Annotated in this window: 17 protein-coding genes and 1 pseudogene; 11 read left to right on the top strand and 7 right to left on the bottom strand. The window is 69.3% G+C overall.

Annotation, left to right across the window (positions count from 1 at the left end; genetic code table 11):
- Positions 1-75: 75 nt before the first annotated feature.
- Positions 76-1,551, top strand: a complete 1,476-nt coding sequence (gene gspE / locus MKD38_RS24860; protein ID WP_050976489.1) for a type II secretion system ATPase GspE — start codon at positions 76-78, stop codon at positions 1,549-1,551.
- 15 nt (positions 1,552-1,566) lie between these two features.
- Positions 1,567-2,784 (top strand): type II secretion system inner membrane protein GspF, encoded by a 1,218-nt coding sequence (gspF, locus tag MKD38_RS24855; RefSeq protein WP_111521935.1) that lies wholly within the window; start codon positions 1,567-1,569, stop codon positions 2,782-2,784.
- A gap of 94 nt (positions 2,785-2,878) precedes the next feature.
- Here gspF and MKD38_RS24850 read toward each other — a convergent pair whose 3' ends face one another.
- Positions 2,879-4,150, bottom strand: a complete 1,272-nt coding sequence (locus MKD38_RS24850) for an NYN domain-containing protein (RefSeq protein WP_252681042.1) — start codon at positions 4,148-4,150, stop codon at positions 2,879-2,881.
- A 339-nt stretch (positions 4,151-4,489) separates the two neighbouring features.
- Between MKD38_RS24850 and MKD38_RS24845 the strand changes: the two genes are divergently transcribed.
- On the top strand, positions 4,490-8,107 hold the full coding sequence (locus MKD38_RS24845; protein ID WP_252681039.1) for an indolepyruvate ferredoxin oxidoreductase family protein: 3,618 nt from the start codon (positions 4,490-4,492) through the stop codon (positions 8,105-8,107).
- 148 nt (positions 8,108-8,255) lie between these two features.
- On the opposite strand, the gene MKD38_RS24840 is transcribed toward MKD38_RS24845, so the two are convergent.
- Positions 8,256-8,867 carry an HD domain-containing protein gene (locus MKD38_RS24840; protein WP_252681036.1) on the bottom strand — a complete coding sequence of 204 codons (612 nt, stop codon included), beginning with the start codon at positions 8,865-8,867 and terminating at the stop codon, positions 8,256-8,258.
- A 194-nt stretch (positions 8,868-9,061) separates the two neighbouring features.
- On the opposite strand from MKD38_RS24840, the gene MKD38_RS24835 reads away from it, so the two are divergent.
- From MKD38_RS24835 to MKD38_RS24820, 4 genes are all read left to right on the top strand, one after another.
- Positions 9,062-9,412, top strand: a complete 351-nt coding sequence (locus tag MKD38_RS24835) for a GFA family protein (RefSeq protein WP_252681034.1) — start codon at positions 9,062-9,064, stop codon at positions 9,410-9,412.
- Positions 9,393-9,836 carry a VOC family protein gene (locus tag MKD38_RS24830; RefSeq protein ID WP_252681031.1) on the top strand — a complete coding sequence of 148 codons (444 nt, stop codon included), beginning with the start codon at positions 9,393-9,395 and terminating at the stop codon, positions 9,834-9,836. The genes MKD38_RS24835 and MKD38_RS24830 overlap by 20 nt, the downstream gene beginning before the upstream one ends.
- 110 nt (positions 9,837-9,946) lie before the next feature.
- Positions 9,947-11,236 (top strand): MFS transporter, encoded by a 1,290-nt coding sequence (locus MKD38_RS24825; protein WP_252681029.1) that lies wholly within the window; start codon positions 9,947-9,949, stop codon positions 11,234-11,236.
- Entirely contained in the window at positions 11,233-12,432 is a 1,200-nt protein-coding gene (locus tag MKD38_RS24820; RefSeq protein WP_252681026.1) for an MFS transporter, read from the top strand. The genes MKD38_RS24825 and MKD38_RS24820 overlap by 4 nt, the downstream gene beginning before the upstream one ends.
- Before the next feature lie 4 nt (positions 12,433-12,436).
- Here the strand turns inward: MKD38_RS24820 and MKD38_RS24815 are convergent, their stop codons facing one another.
- Positions 12,437-13,321 carry a DODA-type extradiol aromatic ring-opening family dioxygenase gene (locus MKD38_RS24815; protein ID WP_252681023.1) on the bottom strand — a complete coding sequence of 295 codons (885 nt, stop codon included), beginning with the start codon at positions 13,319-13,321 and terminating at the stop codon, positions 12,437-12,439.
- A gap of 240 nt (positions 13,322-13,561) precedes the next feature.
- Between MKD38_RS24815 and MKD38_RS24810 the strand changes: the two genes are divergently transcribed.
- Positions 13,562-13,900 carry a hypothetical protein gene (locus MKD38_RS24810; protein ID WP_252681021.1) on the top strand — a complete coding sequence of 113 codons (339 nt, stop codon included), beginning with the start codon at positions 13,562-13,564 and terminating at the stop codon, positions 13,898-13,900.
- A 100-nt stretch (positions 13,901-14,000) separates the two neighbouring features.
- Positions 14,001-14,186 (top strand): annotated as a pseudogene (locus tag MKD38_RS24805) (MFS transporter); the annotation flags it as partial.
- Between the two features lie 78 nt (positions 14,187-14,264).
- Here MKD38_RS24805 and MKD38_RS24800 read toward each other — a convergent pair.
- On the bottom strand, positions 14,265-14,621 hold the full coding sequence (locus tag MKD38_RS24800) for a DUF2314 domain-containing protein (protein ID WP_252681019.1): 357 nt from the start codon (positions 14,619-14,621) through the stop codon (positions 14,265-14,267).
- A 105-nt stretch (positions 14,622-14,726) separates the two neighbouring features.
- Between MKD38_RS24800 and MKD38_RS24795 the strand changes: the two genes are divergently transcribed.
- Positions 14,727-15,353 carry a DNA-3-methyladenine glycosylase I gene (locus MKD38_RS24795; RefSeq protein WP_062795713.1) on the top strand — a complete coding sequence of 209 codons (627 nt, stop codon included), beginning with the start codon at positions 14,727-14,729 and terminating at the stop codon, positions 15,351-15,353.
- A gap of 346 nt (positions 15,354-15,699) precedes the next feature.
- Here MKD38_RS24795 and MKD38_RS24790 read toward each other — a convergent pair whose 3' ends face one another.
- Positions 15,700-16,644: a cation diffusion facilitator family transporter gene (locus MKD38_RS24790; RefSeq protein WP_252681017.1), complete on the bottom strand. Its 945-nt coding sequence runs from the start codon at positions 16,642-16,644 to the stop codon at positions 15,700-15,702.
- 215 nt (positions 16,645-16,859) lie between these two features.
- Between MKD38_RS24790 and MKD38_RS24785 the strand changes: the two genes are divergently transcribed.
- On the top strand, positions 16,860-17,111 hold the full coding sequence (locus tag MKD38_RS24785) for a hypothetical protein (RefSeq protein ID WP_018006124.1): 252 nt from the start codon (positions 16,860-16,862) through the stop codon (positions 17,109-17,111).
- Here MKD38_RS24785 and MKD38_RS24780 read toward each other — a convergent pair.
- Together MKD38_RS24780 and MKD38_RS24775 are read right to left on the bottom strand one after the other, a co-directional pair.
- Positions 17,108-17,842, bottom strand: coding sequence for an aspartate/glutamate racemase family protein (locus MKD38_RS24780; protein ID WP_252681015.1), 735 nt, complete (start codon positions 17,840-17,842; stop codon positions 17,108-17,110). The two genes, MKD38_RS24785 and MKD38_RS24780, sit on opposite strands and share 4 nt — an antisense overlap.
- Positions 17,843-18,088: 246 nt before the next feature.
- A complete protein-coding gene (locus MKD38_RS24775; RefSeq protein ID WP_252681013.1) occupies positions 18,089-18,940 on the bottom strand; it encodes a MurR/RpiR family transcriptional regulator in 852 nt (283 codons plus the stop codon).
- Positions 18,941-19,130: the final 190 nt, after the last annotated feature.

Here is a 19,130-nt window from a genome sequence, read left to right as displayed (position 1 = left end):
CAAACCGCCCTCTCCACCCCTGCCGCCGGCATTGCCGGCTTCAACCCGCCGGCCGAGCTCGAGCCACCGTCGCCGATGGCGGCGCGGCTGGTCTCCTACGGCTTTGCGCGCGAGGCGCCGCTGCTGATCGCGCACCAGCGTCCCGACGGGCTCGAGGTGTGGGTCAGCCGCGCCACCTCGCCCACGGCGCTGGCCGAAGTGGCGCGCGTGCACGGCGCATTGCGCCTGCGCGTGCTCGAGCCCGAGGCGCTCGAGCATGCCATGTCCGACGCCTATAACCGCCAGGACGGCAGCGCCGCCCAGGTGGTGGGCGAGGTCGAGGGCGAGGTCGACCTGTCGCGCCTGATGCAGGACATTCCCGCGGTGGAAGACCTGCTGGAATCCGAAGACGATGCGCCGATCATCCGCATGATCAACGCGCTGCTGACGCAGGCCGCGCGCGAAGGCGCCTCGGATATCCATATCGAGCCGTTCGAATCGTCGTCGGTGGTGCGCTTCCGCGTCGACGGCACGCTGCGCGACGTGGTGCGGCCCAAGAAGGCGCTGCACGGGGCGCTGATCTCGCGCATTAAGATCATGGCGCAGCTCGACATTGCCGAGAAACGCCTGCCGCAGGACGGCCGCATCACGCTGCGCGTGGGCGGACGGCCGGTCGACGTGCGGGTCTCGACGCTGCCCACCGGCCACGGCGAGCGCGCGGTGCTGCGCCTGCTCGACAAGGAAGCCGGCCGGCTGGACCTGGCCAAGCTGGGCATGGCGCCCGACACGCTGCGCGGCTTCGACCACCTGATCCGGCAGCCGCACGGCATCGTGCTGGTGACCGGGCCGACCGGCTCGGGCAAGACCACCACGCTCTATGCCGCGCTGTCGCGCCTGGATGCGCGCACCACCAACATCATGACGGTGGAAGACCCGGTCGAGTATGACCTGGATGGCATCGGCCAGACCCAGGTCAACCCGCGCATCGACATGACCTTCGGCAAGGCGCTGCGCGCGATCCTGCGCCAGGACCCGGACGTGGTCATGATCGGCGAGATCCGCGACCTGGAAACCGCGCAGATTGCGGTGCAGGCGTCGCTGACCGGCCACCTGGTGCTGGCCACGCTGCACACCAACGACTCGGCTTCGGCGGTGACGCGGCTGGTCGACATGGGCATCGAGCCGTTCCTGCTGTCGTCGTCGCTGCTGGGCGTGCTGGCGCAGCGGCTGGTACGGCGGCTGTGCCCGCACTGCAAGCGCGAGGAAGTGATCGAGGTCACCCCGGCCGAGGCCGACGTGCTGCACGCGCAGGGCAAGCCGCTGCAGACCGTCTGGCATCCGGTCGGTTGCGACAAGTGCGGCCAGTCGGGCTACCAGGGACGCATGGGCGTCTACGAGCTGCTCACGGTCGACGATGAAATCCGCACCATGATCCACCGCCAGGCGCCCGAATCGGAAATCAAGCAGGTCGCGCTGGCGCACGGCATGCACACCATGCGCGGCGACGCGCAGCGCTGGATCGACAGCGGCGCGACCTCGCTCGAGGAAGTGCTGCGCGTTACGCGCGACTGACGCGGAGCCGACCGGATGCCAGCTTTCCGCTATGAAGCCGCCGACGCCGCCGGCAAGACCGACCGCGGCGTGATCGAGGCCGACAGCGCGCGCCAGGCCCGCACCCAGTTGCGCGCGCGCGGACTGACGCCGCTGACCGTCGACGCGCTCGCCGGCGCCGGCCTGGCGCCGCGCGCCGGCAGCCAGCTGTTCGCGCGCAAGCTGTCGACGCAGGAGCAGGCGCTGTTCACGCGCCAGCTGGCCAGCCTGATCGTCGCCGGCCTGCCGCTGGACGAGGCGCTGGGCGCGCTGGCCGACCAGGCCGAGCGGCCCTATGTGCATGAACTGCTGGCCGGCATCCGCGCCGAGGTGATGGGCGGCAGCGCGCTGTCGGTGGCGCTGGCGCAGCATCCGCGCGATTTTCCGGACATCTACCGCGCGCTGGTCTCGGCCGGCGAGCACTCCGGCCACCTGGGCCTGGTGCTGGAGCGGCTGGCCGGCTATATCGAGTCGCGCAACACGCTGACCTCCAAGATCCGGCTGGCCTTCACCTATCCGGCCATCGTCACGGTGGTGGCGTTCGCGATCGTGATCTTCCTGCTGTCGTACGTGGTGCCGCAGGTGGTGAGCGTGTTCGCCAATACCAAGCAGAAGCTGCCCACGCTGACCATCGTCATGCTGTGGCTGTCGGATTTCGTGCGCAACTGGTGGTGGGCCGCGCTGGCGGTGATCGCGGTGGCCGCGTTCAGCATCCGCCGGCTGCTGCGCCAGCCCGCGGTGCGGCTGGAATGGCACCGCTGGCTGCTGACCGCGCCGCTGCTGGGCAAGCTGGTGCGCGGCTACAACACCGCGCGCTTTGCCGGCACGCTGGCGATCCTGGTTTCCGCGGGCGTGCCGATTCTGCGCAGCCTGCAGGCCGCCGGCGAAACCCTGACCAACGAGGCGCTGCGCGCCAACGTGGAAGACGCCAACACCCGCGTGCGCGAAGGCGCCTCGCTGGCGCGCGCGCTGGCGGCGCAGAACCAGTTTCCGCCGGTGCTGGTGCACCTGATCCGCTCGGGTGAAGCCACCGGCAACCTGCCGGTGATGCTGGACCGCGCCGCGCAGGGCGAAGCGCAGGAACTGGAACGGCGCACGCTGTTCCTGACCAGCCTGCTGGAACCGCTGCTGATCCTGACCATGGGCGTGGTGGTGCTGCTGATCGTGCTGGCGGTGCTGATGCCGATCATCGAGATCAACCAGCTGGTGCGGTAAGGCGCGCGCCGATAACGCTTGCTTTGGCCTGACGTCCGTTGCGGACGCTTCCCTCTCCCGCAAGGTGGAGAGGGAACAACACCAGCAGGCCGATTTACTCTGCCTTCTTGCTCGGACGCTTGCGCGTCTTGCGCGCCGGTGCCGGCGCCGGTGCGGCGTCGGGTTCGACAGCGGCCGGTTGCGGTTCCGCCTCCACTGTCGCCGTCAGCACGGTCGTGCCCGGCGCCGCGAACACCGACTGATCGATCGGCCACGGCGTCTCGCTCAGCGTCACCTCGGGCCGGCGCGCCGCGCGCTTGCGCGCGCCGGTGCGGCTGCCCGCGCTGGGCTCCGGGTCCGGCTGCGGATCCGGCTGCGGCGCAGCTTCCAGCGGCGGCACCGGCTCCGGCTCGGGCTGCACCGCATCGGCCGCGACAAAGGACGGCTCGGCTTGCGCCGGCGTTTCGGGCTCGGGAGCAACCGTCTCCGGCGTCGGCAGCGGTTCGACCCCGCGGGCCGGCTCCGGCGCCGGCGCCGGCGCAGGTGCGGGCTGGCGACGCGCCGGCTCGGCGTGCTGGGCCGGCGGCTGCGGCGGGCGCTGCTGAGGCTCGCCGCCCTTGGCGCGCTTCTTCAGCCGCACCCAGATGGTCTTGTTGTTGCCGCCGTTGCGGGTCTCGACCTCGAACAGGCCGGTCGCCGCGACCAGCTCGGACAGCTTGCCGTAGCCGTAGTTGCGCGAGTCGAATTCCGGCGCCTGCTTGGCGATGTGGTTGCCCATGCTGCCCAGCGTCAGCCAGCCGTCTTCGTCCGACACCGCCTGCGCCGCATTCTGCAGCAGGCGCACCAGGCGCGAGTCCTGGCGCAGCTCGCCGGTGCTGCGCTTGCGCGTGGGCGCGGCGGCGCCGTCGGCACCGTCCGCGCCGTCGGTGTCGACCTCGGCGCGCAGCACGTCGGAATAGATGAACTTGTCGCAGGCCGTGACAAACGGCTTGGGCGTCTTGCGCTCGCCAAAGCCGTACACCGTCAGGCCCTGCTCGCGGATGCGCGAGGCCAGCCGGGTGAAGTCGCTGTCGCTGGAGACGATGCAGAAGCCATCGAAGCGCCCGGTGTAGAGCAGGTCCATGGCGTCGATGATCATGGCGCTGTCGGTCGCGTTCTTGCCGACGGTGTAGCGGAACTGCTGGATCGGCTGGATCGAGTGCGACAGCAGCCGCTCCTTCCAGCCGGCCAGGTTGGGCCGGGTCCAGTCGCCGTAGATGCGCTTGACGGCGGCCACGCCGTACTTGGCGACCTCGGCCAGCAGGCCTTCGACAATGGCGGGCGCCGCGTTGTCGGCGTCGATCAGCACGGCCAGGGTCGCAGTGCCCTGGCGGGGGGAATTGGTCATGTTCGGATATTCGCTGGCAAGCCGCGCACCGGCGCGGTCGGACAAGGGATCGGGTTGCACCAGGCTGGCAACGCAGATATGACGCATGGGAGGCGGCCCGGCGTCGGCGCGGGCGGTCTCGATGCAACGCAGTGTACACGCCAGGCCCTGTCGATACGGGAAATCACGGCCATAACCGGCACGCTTTGTGCTGCATTGCAAGGTACCGCCGCTTTTGTGGCGGTGCTACCATGCCGCGCAGAGACACAGCCACCCGGAGCCTTCACAAGAGGCGACGCGGCGGTTGCCCACAACTGCAGGTTTCGGTGATCCCGACAGCACGCCCATAGAGGAGCACGCATGAATGCCCCCCTGACCTCGCCGGTCAGCGACGCCATCCGCCAGGCGCTCGCCAACGTTTCCCTCGAAGACAAATACACGCTCGAACGCGGCCGCATCTATATCAGCGGCACGCAGGCGCTGGTGCGCCTGCCGATGCTGCAGCAGGAGCGCGACCACGCCGCCGGGCTGAACACCGCCGGCTTTATCTCCGGCTACCGCGGCTCGCCGCTGGGTGCGCTCGACCAGTCGCTGTGGAAGGCCAAGAAGCACCTGGCCGCGCACAATATCGTGTTCCAGGCCGGCCTGAACGAAGACCTCGCCGCGACCTCGGTATGGGGTTCGCAGCAGGTCAACATGTACCCCGACGCGAAGTTCGACGGGGTCTTCGGCATGTGGTACGGCAAGGGGCCGGGCGTGGACCGCACCGGCGACGTGTTCAAGCATGCCAACTCGGCGGGCTCGTCGCAGCACGGCGGCGTGCTGGTGCTGGCCGGCGACGACCACTCGGCCAAGTCGTCGACGCTGGCGCACCAGTCCGAGCACATCTTCAAGGCCTGCGGCCTGCCGGTGCTGTATCCGTCCAACGTGCAGGAGTACCTCGACTACGGCCTGCACGGCTGGGCCATGAGCCGCTACTCCGGCCTATGGGTGGCGATGAAGTGCGTGACTGACGTGGTGGAATCGTCGGCCTCGGTCGAACTGGATCCGCATCGCGTGCAGATCGTGCTGCCGGGCGACTTCATCATGCCGCCGGGGGGCCTCAACATCCGCTGGCCCGATCCGCCGCTGGAGCAGGAGGCACGGCTGCTCGACTACAAGTGGTACGCCGGGCTGGCCTATGTGCGCGCCAACAAGCTGGACCGCATCGAGATCGACTCGCCGCACGCGCGCTTCGGCATCATGACCGGCGGCAAGGCCTATCTGGACACGCGCCAGGCGCTGGCCGACCTGGGCCTGGACGATGCCACCTGCGCGCAGATCGGCATCCGGCTGTACAAGGTGGGCTGCGTGTGGCCGCTTGAAGCGCATGGCGCGCGCGCCTTTGCCGAAGGGCTGCAGGAAATCCTGGTGGTCGAAGAGAAGCGCCAGATCATGGAGTACGCGCTCAAGGAAGAGCTGTACAACTGGCGCGACGATGTCCGCCCCAAGGTCTACGGCAAGTTCGACGAGAAGGACAACGCCGGCGGCGAATGGTCGATCCCGCAGGGCCACTGGCTGCTGCCGGCGCACTACGAGCTGTCGCCGGCGATCATCGCCAAGGCCATCGCCACGCGCCTGGACAAGTTCGACCTGCCTGTGGACGTGCGCGCGCGCATCACCGCACGCCTGGCCATCATCGAGGCAAAGGAAAAGGCGCTGGCCACGCCGCGCGTGGTCGGCGAGGGGACGGGCCAGCCGAAGGCCGAGCGCAAGCCGTGGTTCTGCTCGGGCTGCCCGCACAATACCTCGACCAACGTGCCCGAGGGCTCGCGCGCGCTGGCCGGCATCGGCTGCCACTACATGACGGTGTGGATGGACCGCAGCACCAGCACCTTCAGCCAGATGGGCGGCGAAGGCGTGGCGTGGATCGGCCAGGCACCGTTTGCCGGCGACAAGCATGTGTTCGCCAACCTGGGCGACGGCACGTACTTCCACTCGGGCCTGCTGGCGATTCGCGCGTCGATCGCCGCGGGCGTCAACATCACCTACAAGATCCTGTACAACGACGCGGTGGCGATGACCGGCGGCCAGCCTGTGGACGGCCAGCTGTCGGTGCAGGACATCGCCTGGCAGGTGCACAGCGAGGGCGCGAAGCAGATCGCCATCGTCAGCGACCAGCCCGAGAAATACAACGCGGCGATCAAGCTGCCGCCAGGCATCGACGTCCATCACCGCGACCAGCTCGACCGCGTGCAGCGCGAGCTGCGCGAGGTGGCGGGCTGCACCATCCTGATCTACGACCAGACCTGCGCCACCGAAAAGCGCCGCCGCCGCAAGCGCGGCACGATGGAGGACCCGCCGCGCCGCGCCTTTATCAACGATGCGGTGTGCGAGGGCTGCGGCGACTGCTCGGTCAAGTCCAACTGCCTGTCGGTGGAACCGCTGGAAACCGAGTTCGGCACCAAGCGGCAGATCAACCAGTCGTCGTGCAACAAGGACTTCTCGTGCGTGAACGGCTTCTGCCCCAGCTTTGTCACGGCCGAGGGCGCACAGGTGCGCAAGCCCGAGCAGCACGGCGTGTCGATGGACAGCCTGCCGGCGCTGCCTGAGCCGCAACTGCCGGCGATCCGCCGCGCCTACGGCATTCTGGTCACCGGCGTCGGCGGCACCGGCGTGGTCACCATCGGCGGCCTGCTCGGCATGGCCGCGCACCTGGAGAACAAGGGCGTCACCGTGCTCGACATGGCCGGGCTGGCGCAGAAGGGCGGCGCAGTGCTGTCGCACGTGCAGCTGGCCGCGCGCCCGGATGACCTGCATGCCACCCGTATCGCCATGGGCGAGGCCGACCTGGTGATCGGCTGCGATGCCATCGTGTCGGCCTCCGACGAGGTCATCTCCAAGACCCAGGCCGGCCGCACCCGGGCCGTGGTCAACACCGCGCAAACCCCGACCGCCGACTTCATCAAGAACCCGAAGTGGCAGTTCCCGGGGCTGTCGGCCGAGCAGGACGTGCGCAATGCGGTGGGCGAGAAGTGCGACTTCATCAATGCCTCGGGCCTGGCCGTGGCGCTGCTGGGCGATGCCATCTACACCAATCCGCTGGTGCTCGGATACGCCTGGCAGAAGGGCTGGATCCCGCTGACACTGCAGGCGCTGGAGCGCGCCATCGAGCTGAACGGGGTGGCGGTGGAAAAGAACAAGGCCGCGTTCGACTGGGGCCGCCATATGGCGCACGACCCGGAGCACGTGCTGTCGCTGAGCGGCAAGCTCAGGAGCACCGCCGAAGGGGCAGCCGTGGTCAAGCTGCCGGCGTCGACCGGCGCCCTGCTCGACAAGCTGATCGCGCGCCGCGTGGAACACCTGACGGCGTACCAGGATGCGGCTTATGCCCGCCGCTACCGCGAAGCGATCGAGCGCGTGCGCGCGGCCGAGAGCGCGCTGCTGGGCAGCGGCAAGGCTCTGGCGCTGACCGAGGCGGCGGCGCGCAACCTGGCCAAGCTGATGGCGTACAAGGACGAGTACGAAGTGGCGCGCCTCTATACGGACCCCGCCTTCCTGGACAAGCTGCGCGCGCAGTTCGAGGGCGAGCCCGGGCGCGACTACCAGCTCAACTTCTGGCTGGCACCGCCGCTGAACGCGAAGCGCGACGACAAGGGCCAGCTGGTCAAGCGCAAGTTCGGCCCGTCGACGATGAAGCTGTTCCGAGTGCTGGCAAAGATGAAGGGACTGCGTGGCGGCATCTTCGACATCTTCGGCAAGACCGAAGAGCGCCGCACCGAGCGCGCGCTGATCGGCGAGTACCGTGCCCTGCTGGATGAACTGGTGGCGGGCTTGAATGCCGCCAACCACGACACCGCGGTGGCGCTGGCCAGCCTGCCGGACGATATCCGCGGTTTCGGCCACGTCAAGGAAAACAACCTGAAGGCGGTGCGGGCGCGCTGGGCGAAACTGCTGGAGCAGTTCCGGCATCCGGAGACGGCGCAGCGGGCGGCCTGAGGCGCGCTTCTTCCTCCCCTCTCCCGCTTGCGGGAGAGGGGCCGGGGGAGAAGGCAGGGAGGCGTGGTCCCTAGCCAAACCACCCCTCACGCTGCCCTCTCCCCATGCGGGGAGAGGGAATCACCATCGGCAGGCGTGCGTCGTCGGCTTACGCCTGTGCCAGCGTCGTTTCCCCGGGCTTCACATACATCGAGTGCTTCGGCTGCGACAGCACCCGGCACACCATCGGCTCGAAGAACGACAGTGGCAGCGTGTCGTAGTCGGTCATGAAGGCGGCGGCGTCATACTTGCGGCAGAACTCCGCGGTGCGCTCGAACAGCTCGGGCTGGCTGCGGTATTGCTCGCGCAGGTTGCGATCGAGGCCGAGATGATGGAAGAAGTAGTAGCCCTGGAACACGCCGTGCTTCTCCACCATCCACAGGTTCTCGGCACTGACGAAGGGCTTGAGGATGGCGGCGGCGATGTCGGGATGGTTGAAGCTGCCCAGCGTATCGCCGATATCGTGCAGCAGCGCGCAGACCACGTATTCCTCGTCCTGGCCGTCGCGATGCGCCAGCGTCGCGGTCTGCAAGGAATGCGTGAGCCGGTCCACCGGGAAGCCGCCGCAGTCGCCATCGAGCAGGCGCAGGTGCGCGAGCACGCGGTCGGGCAGCGCGCGGGCGAACGGCATGAACTCGACGGAGATGGCGGCCCAGTCTTCGCGGGTGCCGTGTTCCATATGGCTGAAGGTGGCGCGTGCAGGCGCGTGGGGGTCGCTCATGCGGGTCTCCTTTTGTGGGCAATTTTTGTGGGCGTGGTGTGGTCGTGCCGCCATCGTCTTGCAACAGCTTGCAGGCATTGTGGCACCCGTGGCCGGACTACACTGTCAAAAACCAAACAATGTGCCGGCATATTGCGGCGCAGCAGCGTTGCTGTGATCCCGGGTCGAACGGACCCTGTCGCAAGGAGAATGACATGACCTTCAACGGAAGCTGCCATTGCGGCAACATCGCCTTCGCGGTCGAGGCCGACAGCATCCCCAGCGTGATCCGCTGCAACTGCTCGATCTGCCGGCGGCGCGGCCACCTGCTGTGGTTCGTGCCGCGCGCGTCCTTCAAGCTGGACACGCCCGAGAGCAACGCCTCCACCTACCGCTTCAACACCATGAAGATCGCGCACCGCTTCTGCCCGGTGTGCGGCTGCGGCCCGTATGCGGACGGCCAGGACAAGGACGGCAAGCCGATGGCCGCGGTCAATGTGCGCTGCCTGGACAATGTCGACCTGGATAACCTCAAGATCATCGACTATGACGGACTGCACCACTGACGCGGCCTTCCGCATCCTCGGCCTCGACCACCTGGTATTGCGCAGCGCCGATGTGGCCGCGCTGCGGCGCTTCTATGTCGATGTGCTCGGCTGCAGCGTCGAGCGCGAGCAGGCCGACCTGGGCCTGACCCAGCTGCGCGCCGGTGCCAGCCTGATCGACCTGGTCACGCTCGAGGGCCCGCTCGGCCGCGCGGGCGGCGCCGGGCCGGGCGCGCAGGGCCGCAACCTCGACCATTTCTGCCTGCGCATCGACCCGTTCGACGCGCAGGCGCTGCGCGCGCACCTGGCGCGGCATGGCGTCGACGCGGGCGAAGTGGCGCAGCGCTTCGGCGCCGAAGGCAAGGGGCCCTCGCTCTATGTGCAGGACCCCGACGGCAACGTGGTCGAGCTGAAAGGTCCGCCCACGCCGGTGACCGCACAGTAACGCGCGTTACGGCCAGTGCGTCGCGAGCAGCCGGCGCGCAGCCTCGCTACAATTTCCGACTGGCCCCAGGCGCGCCGCTTCCGTGGCGGCCATCCCCCGCCGGGCCCGCCATGACCACACTCGAAGCCAGCCCCGGCACGGACGCTGCCGACACCCGCCATCCTGCCAGCCCGGCTCGCACCGGGCCCGCGCAGCCCGCCACGCCGCCGCGCCGGCTGGTGTGGATCCTCGGCCTGACCGAGACCATCTCCTGGGGCACGCTGTTCTTCGCCTTCACCGTCTTCATCGACCCGATGATCCGCAGCCTGGGCTGGTCCAAGCCCTTCCTGGCCGGCGGCTATTCGCTGGGGCTGCTGGTGTGGGCGTTGTGCTCGTTCGCGGTCGGGCGGCTGCTGGACCGCGCGCCGGCGCGCAAGGTGATGGGCGCGGGCTCGGTGCTGGCCGGGCTGGGGCTGCTGCTGTGGGCGTGGACGCCGTCGCAGCCGGTGTTCCTGCTGATGTGGGTGCCGCTCGGCCTGGCCATGGCGACCACGCTGTACGAGCCCGCCTTCGTGGTGCTGCGCCAGGCCTATGGCGACCAGTACCAGAAGCCGATCGTCGCGGTCACGCTGATGGCCGGCTTTGCCAGCACCATCTTCGTGCCGCTGGCGCAATGGCTGGTGCTGCATGTCGGCTGGCGCCCGACGCTGGTCGGCTTTGCCTTGCTGAACCTGCTGGTCTGCGCGCCGCTGCATGCGCGCATGCGCTACGCCCTGCATCCCTCGTACTCTGGCGCGGGCGCCGGCACGGCCGCCACCGGCGGCCGCGACATTGCCCTCGCCACGCTGCGCCAGCCGGTGTTCTGGGCGGTGTTGCTGGCCTTTACCGCGACCGCGGTGGTGGCATCGCTGCTGGGTGCGCACCTGATCCCGATGCTGACCGAGAAAGGCATGCCGGTGGCGCAGCAGCTGGCGGTCGCGGCGCTGATCGGGCCGGCCCAGGTGGCGGGCCGCATGCTGATGATGCGCGCGGGCGTGCGCCACCCGGTACGGCTGTCGCTGCCGGTCTATGCGCTGATGAGCGTCGGGCTGCTGTGCTTTGCGCTGGGGCATGGCGCCTGGCTAATGGTGGCGGCCGTGCTGTACGGCTGCGCCAACGGCGTCAACACCATGCTGCGCGCGATGGCCATGCCGGAGCTGATCTCGCGCCACCACTATGCCACCCTCAACGGGCTGATGATGACGCCGGTGCTGCTGATGCAGGCGGCGGCGCCGTGGCTGGGCGCGCTGCTGTGGCGCGCGGCCGGGGGCTACTGGCTGATGCTGTGGGTGATGCTGGCGCTGGCGCTGGCCGCGCTGCTGGCGTTCGGCTACGCGCTGCACCGGCGCGGGCTGCTGCGCGTGGACGCGGACCGCCCATGACCGCCTCGCCGGCGTCCGCCGCCGCGCTGCCTGCCGGCCAGGTCGCGCGCGCCACGCGCGGCACCATGGCGCTGTTCTTCGTCAACGGCGCCACCTTTGCCACCTGGGGCGTGCATATCCCCACCATCAAGGCGCGCTTCGGCCTGTCCGACGCAATGCTGTCGCTGGCGATGCTGGCGGTGGCGGGCGGCGCCATCGTGGCAATGGGCCCGGTCGGCCGCTGGGTGGCGCGCGCCGGCAGCGCGCGCGCCTCGATGGCCGGCGGGCTGCTGTTCGCGCTGGCCACGGTGGCGATCCTGGCGATGCCGTCGTTCTGGCTGCTGCTGCCCGCGCTGCTGGTCTTCGGCATGACCAACGCGGCGTTCGATGTCGCCATGAACGCCCAGGCCGCCACGGTCGAGGCCAGCCGCACACGGCCGGTGATGTCGTCGCTGCATGGCATGTTCAGCCTGGGCGGCATGGCGGGCGCGGGCTTTGGCGGCGCGATGCTGGCCCTGGACGTGCCGCCGCTGGCGCATGCGGCCATGATGGCCGGCGTGACCGCGGCGGTGGCGGTGGCCACGCTGCCGGGGCTGCTGGCCGACCATCCGGTGCCGCCCTCCGCGCCCCACCATCGCGACCATGCGGTGCGGGCGCTATGGCTGCTGGGGCTGCTGGCCTTTCTCGGGCTGATCGGCGAAGGCGCGATGTACGACTGGACCAGCGTCTACATGCGCGACGTGGCACGCGCGCCCGACGGCTGGATCAGCCTGGGCTATGCCGCGTTCTCGGGCGGCATGGCGTGCGGGCGCTTCGGCGGCGACCGCCTGCGCGCGCGCCTGGGCGACAGCGCCACGCTGACCGGCAGCGCCTGGCTGGGCTTTGCCGGGATTGCGCTGGCGCTGGCCGTGCCGCTGCCGCTGGCCGCGCTGGCAGGCTTTGCGCTGATGGGGCTGGGCGCGGCCAATATGGTGCCGATCTTCTTTGTCGCCGCGTCGCGGCTGCCGGGCGTGGCGCCGGCGGAAGCGATTGCGCGCGTGGCGCGCTTCGCCTACGTCGGGCTGCTGCTGGGCCCGGTGCTGATCGGCGGCGTGGCGCACCTGGCCAGCCTGCGCGCAGGCCTGGCGCTGGTGGCGCTGACCATGGGCTGGATCGCAGTGGCGGGAGCGCGCTCGGCGCGGCGCTACCTGCCGCCGCGCCCGCCCGCGGGCCGGTAAGCCCTCAGGCCGCGGCGCGCAGCGGCGCCCCCGCGCCCATGCCTTCGAACACGAAGCTGTCCATCGCCAGCACGCCATAGGTGACCTCGTCCGCCACCCGCGACACCGTGGCCGGCCCCGGCAGCGCCGGCGGTACGCCCTCCGGGCCGAGCGCCGCGCCCAGCGCCACATAGAACGGCAGCAGGTGTTCGTCGGTCGGGTGCGCCCGGCGCGCATAGGGCGCCTGGGCCCGGTAGTCGACAATGCGGCCGGTGTCGCCGGTAGCCAGGGCCTGGTCCAGCGCCTCGGCCATCCACTTGCGGAACGCCTCGACGTACGGCTCGGCCTGCGGGCCGTGCTGCTCGCGCCGGCCGCCGCCAAACACTTCCTGCAGGTTGTGGGTGAAGCTGCCCGAGGCCAGCACCAGCACGCCCTCATCTCGCAGCGGCGCCAGCGCGCGCCCGATCGCGATCTGCGTCACCGGCGCCAGGTAGGGATTCAGCGCCAGCTGCACCACCGGCATGTCGGCATCGGGAAAGAAGTGGCGCATCGGCATCCAGGCACCATGATCCAGCGGGCGCTCATCATCGTGGCCGACAAAGCCCGCGCCGGGAATCGCCGCCGCCTCGACCAGCGCCTTCACCCGCGCCGCCAGTTCCGGCGAACCCGGGGCGTCGTAGCGCAGCGCGTACAGCTCGCGCGGGAAGCCGCCGAAATCGTGCCAGGCCTCCTGGCGTTCGCGGCTGGTGACGGCCAGCGTGCTGTAGATCCAGTGCGCCGAAATCACCAGCACCGCGCGCGGGCGCTGCGCGCGCAGCCGGGCGCCCAGCGCCTCGAACGCGGCGCCGGTAGGGCCGGGATCGATAGCCAGCATCGGCGAGCCGTGGGAGATATAGAGCGAGGGAAGCATGGCAATACCGCCTTCAAACGGTTTGTGTACTGGCTTCCAGTTTGGCAAAGAACGGCGGCCCTCGCGGGCGCCGTTTGCGGACACGTCGTGCAAAAAAATTGAATCGCGGGCCATCCGTGGCGCAAGCCACACAACCCGTGCCCAACCCACCCCTGCGGCCGACACAAGAGGCTTATGCTGCAGCCGGAAGCTCGCCATGCAGGCGCTTCGCAGGGGCTTTCGCAACACCAGGAGACTCAGGTGGCATCGCGCAATCCGCGCCGCGCCGGACGGCACAACCGCATCCCGGGCCAGTGGTGGCAGCCGGGCGTCTACGGCAGCCTACCCGCCGTCGCGCTGTGGATCCTGGCGCGGCTGCCGGCCGGCCTGCTGCTGTCCGTGACCGGCATGCCGGCCGCGGCCGCCTGGCTGAACCGGGCTGGGGACACGGTATTCGTGGCCGGCTGGGTGGCCAGCGCGCTGCTGCTGTGGCTCACGCGACGCCACCCTGCCCCGGCCCCAGCGTCGCCCGCCGAGACCGTCCCCGCAAGTCCGCCAAAGCCGGACCACCGCGCGACCGAACCTGCACTTCCCGGCTGAAGTCACGCGCGAGGGCGCGACGGCCTGCAATTAAGGAATCGCTTAATATGGCGATTTCTCCGCAGGACCAACGCTTCATGACCGCGGCCACCACCGCCCCGGCCTGTCGCTGGCCTACAACTTCGCCGTGACCATCTTCGGCGGCTTTGCCCCGCTGATCGTGACCTGGCTGATCGAGTCGACCCAGAACAAGCTGGCGCCGGCCTACTATGTGATCGCCGCAGCCGTGGTGAGCTTTGTCGCGCTGGTGTTCATGCACGACCGGACCGGCAAGCGGCTGGCCTGAGCGCGCCGAGCCTGTCCATCGAAAAAGCCAGCCGCGAGGCTGGCTTTTTTGTGGCCGGCGGCTGGTCGCTCAGGTCGCTCAAGCGTCCTCGTCGCCTTCCCGATAGATATGGATCACGTGCCGGGCCTCGAAACACAGTGGCATGCCGGGATTCATCTCGTCGGTGCAGTACGGCTGGTTGTCGAGTTCGCCGGCATAGAGCGCGCCTTCGCGTCCGGTCACATTGACCCACATCCGCTCGACGTGGACTTCCTCGTTGCCATCCTCGTCCGCGACCAGGATGCGGAAGATCAGCTTGACCTGCTGGCCGGCGGCAAGCGCGTCGCGTTCCGCGCGCGGCGGCATCCAGAAGGTGTCGGGGTGGGCGGCGGCGATGGGCTCGGCGTCGTCGAGCTCCCATCCGTCCTCGTCCAGGGTGGTCAATCGCATGTCCATTTTCAGCCTTCCGCAATCTCTCAGGTGCGGGCATGATCGCAGCAAATGCGCCGGCCGGCGAGGGGCTGGCCGGCGCCCCCTTTATTCAATACGGAAAAGGTACGCATGACGAGCAACAAGGAAGCGCTGGCCGCGCCGGTGCGCTGCGGCTGGTGCGGCACGCTGGAGGACTATTGCCACTACCACGATACCGAGTGGGGCTTTCCGGTCGCCGACGACCGCCGGCTGTTCGAGAAGCTGTGCCTGGAGGGATTCCAGTCCGGCCTTAGCTGGCTGACCATCCTGCGCAAGCGCGAAGCCTTTCGCAAGGCGTTTGCCAATTTCGATATTGAGAAAGTCGCGCGCTTCACCGAGCGCGACATCGCGCGCCTGCTGGGCGATGCCGGCATCGTGCGCCATCGCGGCAAGATCGAGGCCGCGATCAACAATGCCCGGCGGGCCCGCGAACTGCTGGAATCAGAGTCCTCGCTGGCAGCCTACTTCTGGCGCTTCGAGCCCGATCCGGCCAGCCGGCCCAAGGTGCTGACGCCCGAGGTGCTGCGCACCATGGCCATTTCGCCGGAGTCCACCGCGCTGTCAAAGGATCTGAAGAAGCGCGGCTGGCGTTTCGTCGGCCCCACCACGATGTATGCGCTGATGCAGGCCATGGGCCTGGTCAACGACCACCAGGAGGGCTGCGCCACGCGCGCGCAGGTGCTGGCGGCACGCAAGGCGTTCAAGGTGCCGCGCTAGCCGGTATACAGGCCACCGCGTATACGTGCCAGCTGTACACCATCGTCTGGCGCAAAGGTCTTGGCTGTCGTCTTTATATTGTTTACGTATGTAAACATAGTAGTAGTAGGTAAACCGGGCTTCGGGCCGTGGATAAGTCACCTTTTCCCTTCTGGGTCAGTGACTTGCAGCAAAAATAACGGCTTCGGGATAACCCTGATTTGGCGGGACAAGACGGCGGCAACGTATACATCTGTCGCGCGCCCCCGCGAGTTGTTCGTATACGTCCCACAGCGCGTCCCCAGGCGCGACACAGCTTGTCCGGCCGGTTATCCCCAGGCTTGGGCAAAGCTGTCCACAGCCCGGTTCAGCCATCGGCAGTCGCTGCGGCTACGTATACCGGATCGACGTGCGTCATCACGTTCAGCACATGGTGGTGTTCCAGCGTGCGGCGCCGCGCTTCCACCGCGATGGCATGACCCTGGGCCACGGAAAGGGTGGCGTCGATCTCGAGGTGCACGTCGACCAGTACCTGGTCGCCCATCTTGCGCGTGCGCAGGTCGTGCAGGCCCAGCACGCCGGGCGTCGCCAGCATGGTGGCGCGGATGGCGGTGACGGTCTCTTCGTCGGCGGCGCGGTCCATCAGGTCGTTGAGCGCGTCCCAGCCGAAGCGCAGTCCCATGCGCGCCACCATCAGCCCGACCACGATCGCCGCGATCGGGTCGAGGATGTGGTAGCCCAGCAGGTTGCCGCCGATGCCAAGCGCCACCACCAGCGACGACGCCGCATCCGAGCGCGCATGCCAGGCGTTGGCCACCAGCATGCTCGACCGCACCCGGCGCGCCACGGCTAGCATGTAGCGGAACAGCAGTTCCTTGGACGCCAGCGTGGCCAGCGCCACCCACAGCGCCACCGGCCGCACCGGCTGCGCGCCGCCCGCAGACTGCAGCTTGCCCAGCGCCGCCCACAGCATGCCGGCCCCCACCGTCAGCAGCAGCACGCCCAGGGCCAGCGAGGCGGCGGTCTCGAAGCGCAGGTGGCCGTACTGGTGATCGGCATCCGGGTCCTTGCGGCTTTGCCAGCCGGCGGCCAGCACGACGAAGTCTGAAAGCAGGTCGGACAGCGAATGCGCGGCGTCGGCGATCAGCGCCTGCGAGCCGGAGATCACCCCGGCGACCGACTGCACCGCCGTCAGGCCGATATTGACCGCCACGCTGACCAGCGTGCTGTTCCGGCCGGCGCGATGACGCGCCTCGGCTTGCGCCGCGCGGGTGGCGCCGTCGTCGGCCAGATTGCCGGGTTTTGCGCGCATGCGGGGGGAGTGCGAATCCATCGGGTGACTATAGCCGAACCTGCGGGCGGCGCAGCGGGGCTCGGCGCGACATCAGGCCGCGCCATCGTGCCGATTTCGTAACAGCGCTGGCTAACTTATTGCGCCGCCTTTACCGTAGAAAGGACGGGCACCGCACGAAGCGTGCGGAGCAGCGCCAGCGGGCGCACCCGGTCTTTGCAAGGAGGGCTCTCACGATGGCGATCCGTTCGCTAGCCTCGCACAGCACATCCCAGCTACGCCGCCTGGTCGGACAGATGCAGGCGGAAGTCGACGCACTCGAAAACCTTTCCACGCCCGATGCCGATGCGCAAAGCCGCCTGGGCTATGCCACCGGCCGCCTGCGCGACGGCATCGAAGCGGTCGAGGATGCCCTGCAGTCACTGCGCGCGCTGCAACAGGTACGCCCGTCGGCGATGAAGGCCAGGCGGCCGACGCGCGTGGCCTAGCCCGCGCCTTTGGTGGCCTGAGCGCCTGTCGCGGCCGCAGCCGGCGAATCCGCCGGCCCCTGGCGCAGCGCCAGCCCCAGGGCGCGGACCAGCGCTTCGCATGCGGCCGGGATTGGCCCGATCACGGGTACCGCGAAGCGCTGTTTCAGCGCCCGCGCGGCCTCGCCCAGCGGCCCGCCGCCGATGATCACGGCCTGCGCGCCATCGTCGATGCAGGCCTGCACCGCGCCCGCGAGCCGTTCTTCCTGTTGCTGCGGCGCGTGGCCCAGCGCGCGCGGGTCGCCATCGGTGAAGCGCGCGCCGGTAAACCAGGCCTCCAGCCCGTGCCGGCGCACGCCCGAGGCGATCGACGCCGCCAGTCGCGGTGTGGTGGTGGCGACGCCGAAGCGCCGCTCGCCCGCCGCGGCGGCGCGCATCGCGGCCTCGCCGATGCCGACCACCGGCACCGCCAGCTGCGCGCGCAGGGCTTCCAGGCCCGGATCCCCGAAGGCGCCGACGATCACGCCCCCGGCAAGGCCAGCCAGGCGCACCATGTCCGCGTCATTGACCGCGCCGGCGGCCACCGCCAGATCGCCATCGTCGACGATCATCGGCGCGCCGCGCGTCGCCGTCGCGCCGACCACGGCCGGCGGCGCGTCCAGGCGCTGCGCCAGCCAGGCGCGCGCGATGCCGACCATCATCTGCGTGGTGGCGCTGGAAGTATTCGGGTTGATCAGCAGGATATGGCTCATTCACGCCTCGGGATTCAGGAGCTGGCTGGCGGCGGGCTGGCCGGCCGGATGCCGCGAGGCGTTCATCAGCGCTCCCGACTTAATGGTTTGCTTTTTTCATATGATAAATGTCTGAAAAAATCTTTTCAGGCGGGTTTATACCGACGCATGCCGACTATGGCCGATTGCGTGCCGAGTGCGTGCCGTTTCAACCGGCAACGCGGTGGAACGTTGGAAATGGGGTAACGCGCCGCCAGCGGCAGGTGCTCAGAGTTCGTCGAGCGCATCGTGGAAAGCCTCGACCAGGCCCAGATGCCGCCGGCCGGGCGTGCCGGCCAGTTCCATCACCTGAGTGACGATCAGGTGGCACAGGCCGATCACGGCGGCATGGTTGTCCAGCACCCCGGGGGCCTGTACATCGCAGCGCAGCACCCATCTGGCGGGCACCCTCGCGGTCGCGCCCTGCTCCGTGATGTAGAGCAGCCTGGGGCAAGCCTTCGCCGCCTGCACCACGACTGACGGCAGTTCGCGCACGCGCCGGCGCAAGGCCAGCACGATCACCACATCGTCTTCGCTCATGCCGGCGAGATGTTCGCCCATGGTCTCGCCGGCGCCGGGCACCGCCTGCGCGCTCGGCACGATCTGCAACAGTTGCCAGCGCAGATACATGGCCAGCGGCTGGCTCGAGCGGAAGCCGACGATCCACACCTTGCGCGCGCCGAGGATGGCCTCGGCGATTTCCCGCAGCTGCGCCTCCGACAGGCGCCGGTAAGTGGCGCCGAGGTTGGCCAGCGACTGCTGGAGATGCGCGCCGAGCGAGCCGGTAGCGTCCGCGCCGGCCGCGCTTTCGGTGCCGGCCAGCAACAGCGGCGAGCCCGCACTCTTCTCCGAGCGCACATGCTTGCGCGCGTCGTCATACGAGGCATAGCCCATGCGCCGCACGAAGCGCGTCACGGTCGCATTCGACACATTGGCCAGCCCGGCCAGTTCCGAGGCCGTATAGCCCGCCAGATCGCCCGGGAAATCCAGTGCGAACTCCGCCAGCCTGCGCTCCGAAGGCGACAGCTGGTCTAGCTGTTCGCGGATGCGTCCGACGAACGATTTCCTGGTGGCTTGCATGGGACGAGGCAGCTTTGGTGCGCACGGGCGGTCAACGGCGCCCGGCGCGCGCGCCGGGCTCCAGGGGGCTCAACCATAACGTATGGCGACGCCCGAAGCGAGCCGCAGGCGCCGGCCTGGGCGACCGCTGCGCGTGGCGCTTAACGCCGCGGGCCGCTGGCATTCATGTGGAATTCAGGTGGCCTTAACC

It is taken from the genome of Cupriavidus sp. WGlv3, assembly GCF_023952475.1.
Taxonomy (GTDB): domain Bacteria; phylum Pseudomonadota; class Gammaproteobacteria; order Burkholderiales; family Burkholderiaceae; genus Cupriavidus; species Cupriavidus phytorum.
The sequence above is the reverse complement of the archived record's forward strand: the minus strand, read 5'-3'. Positions and strand labels throughout refer to the sequence as shown.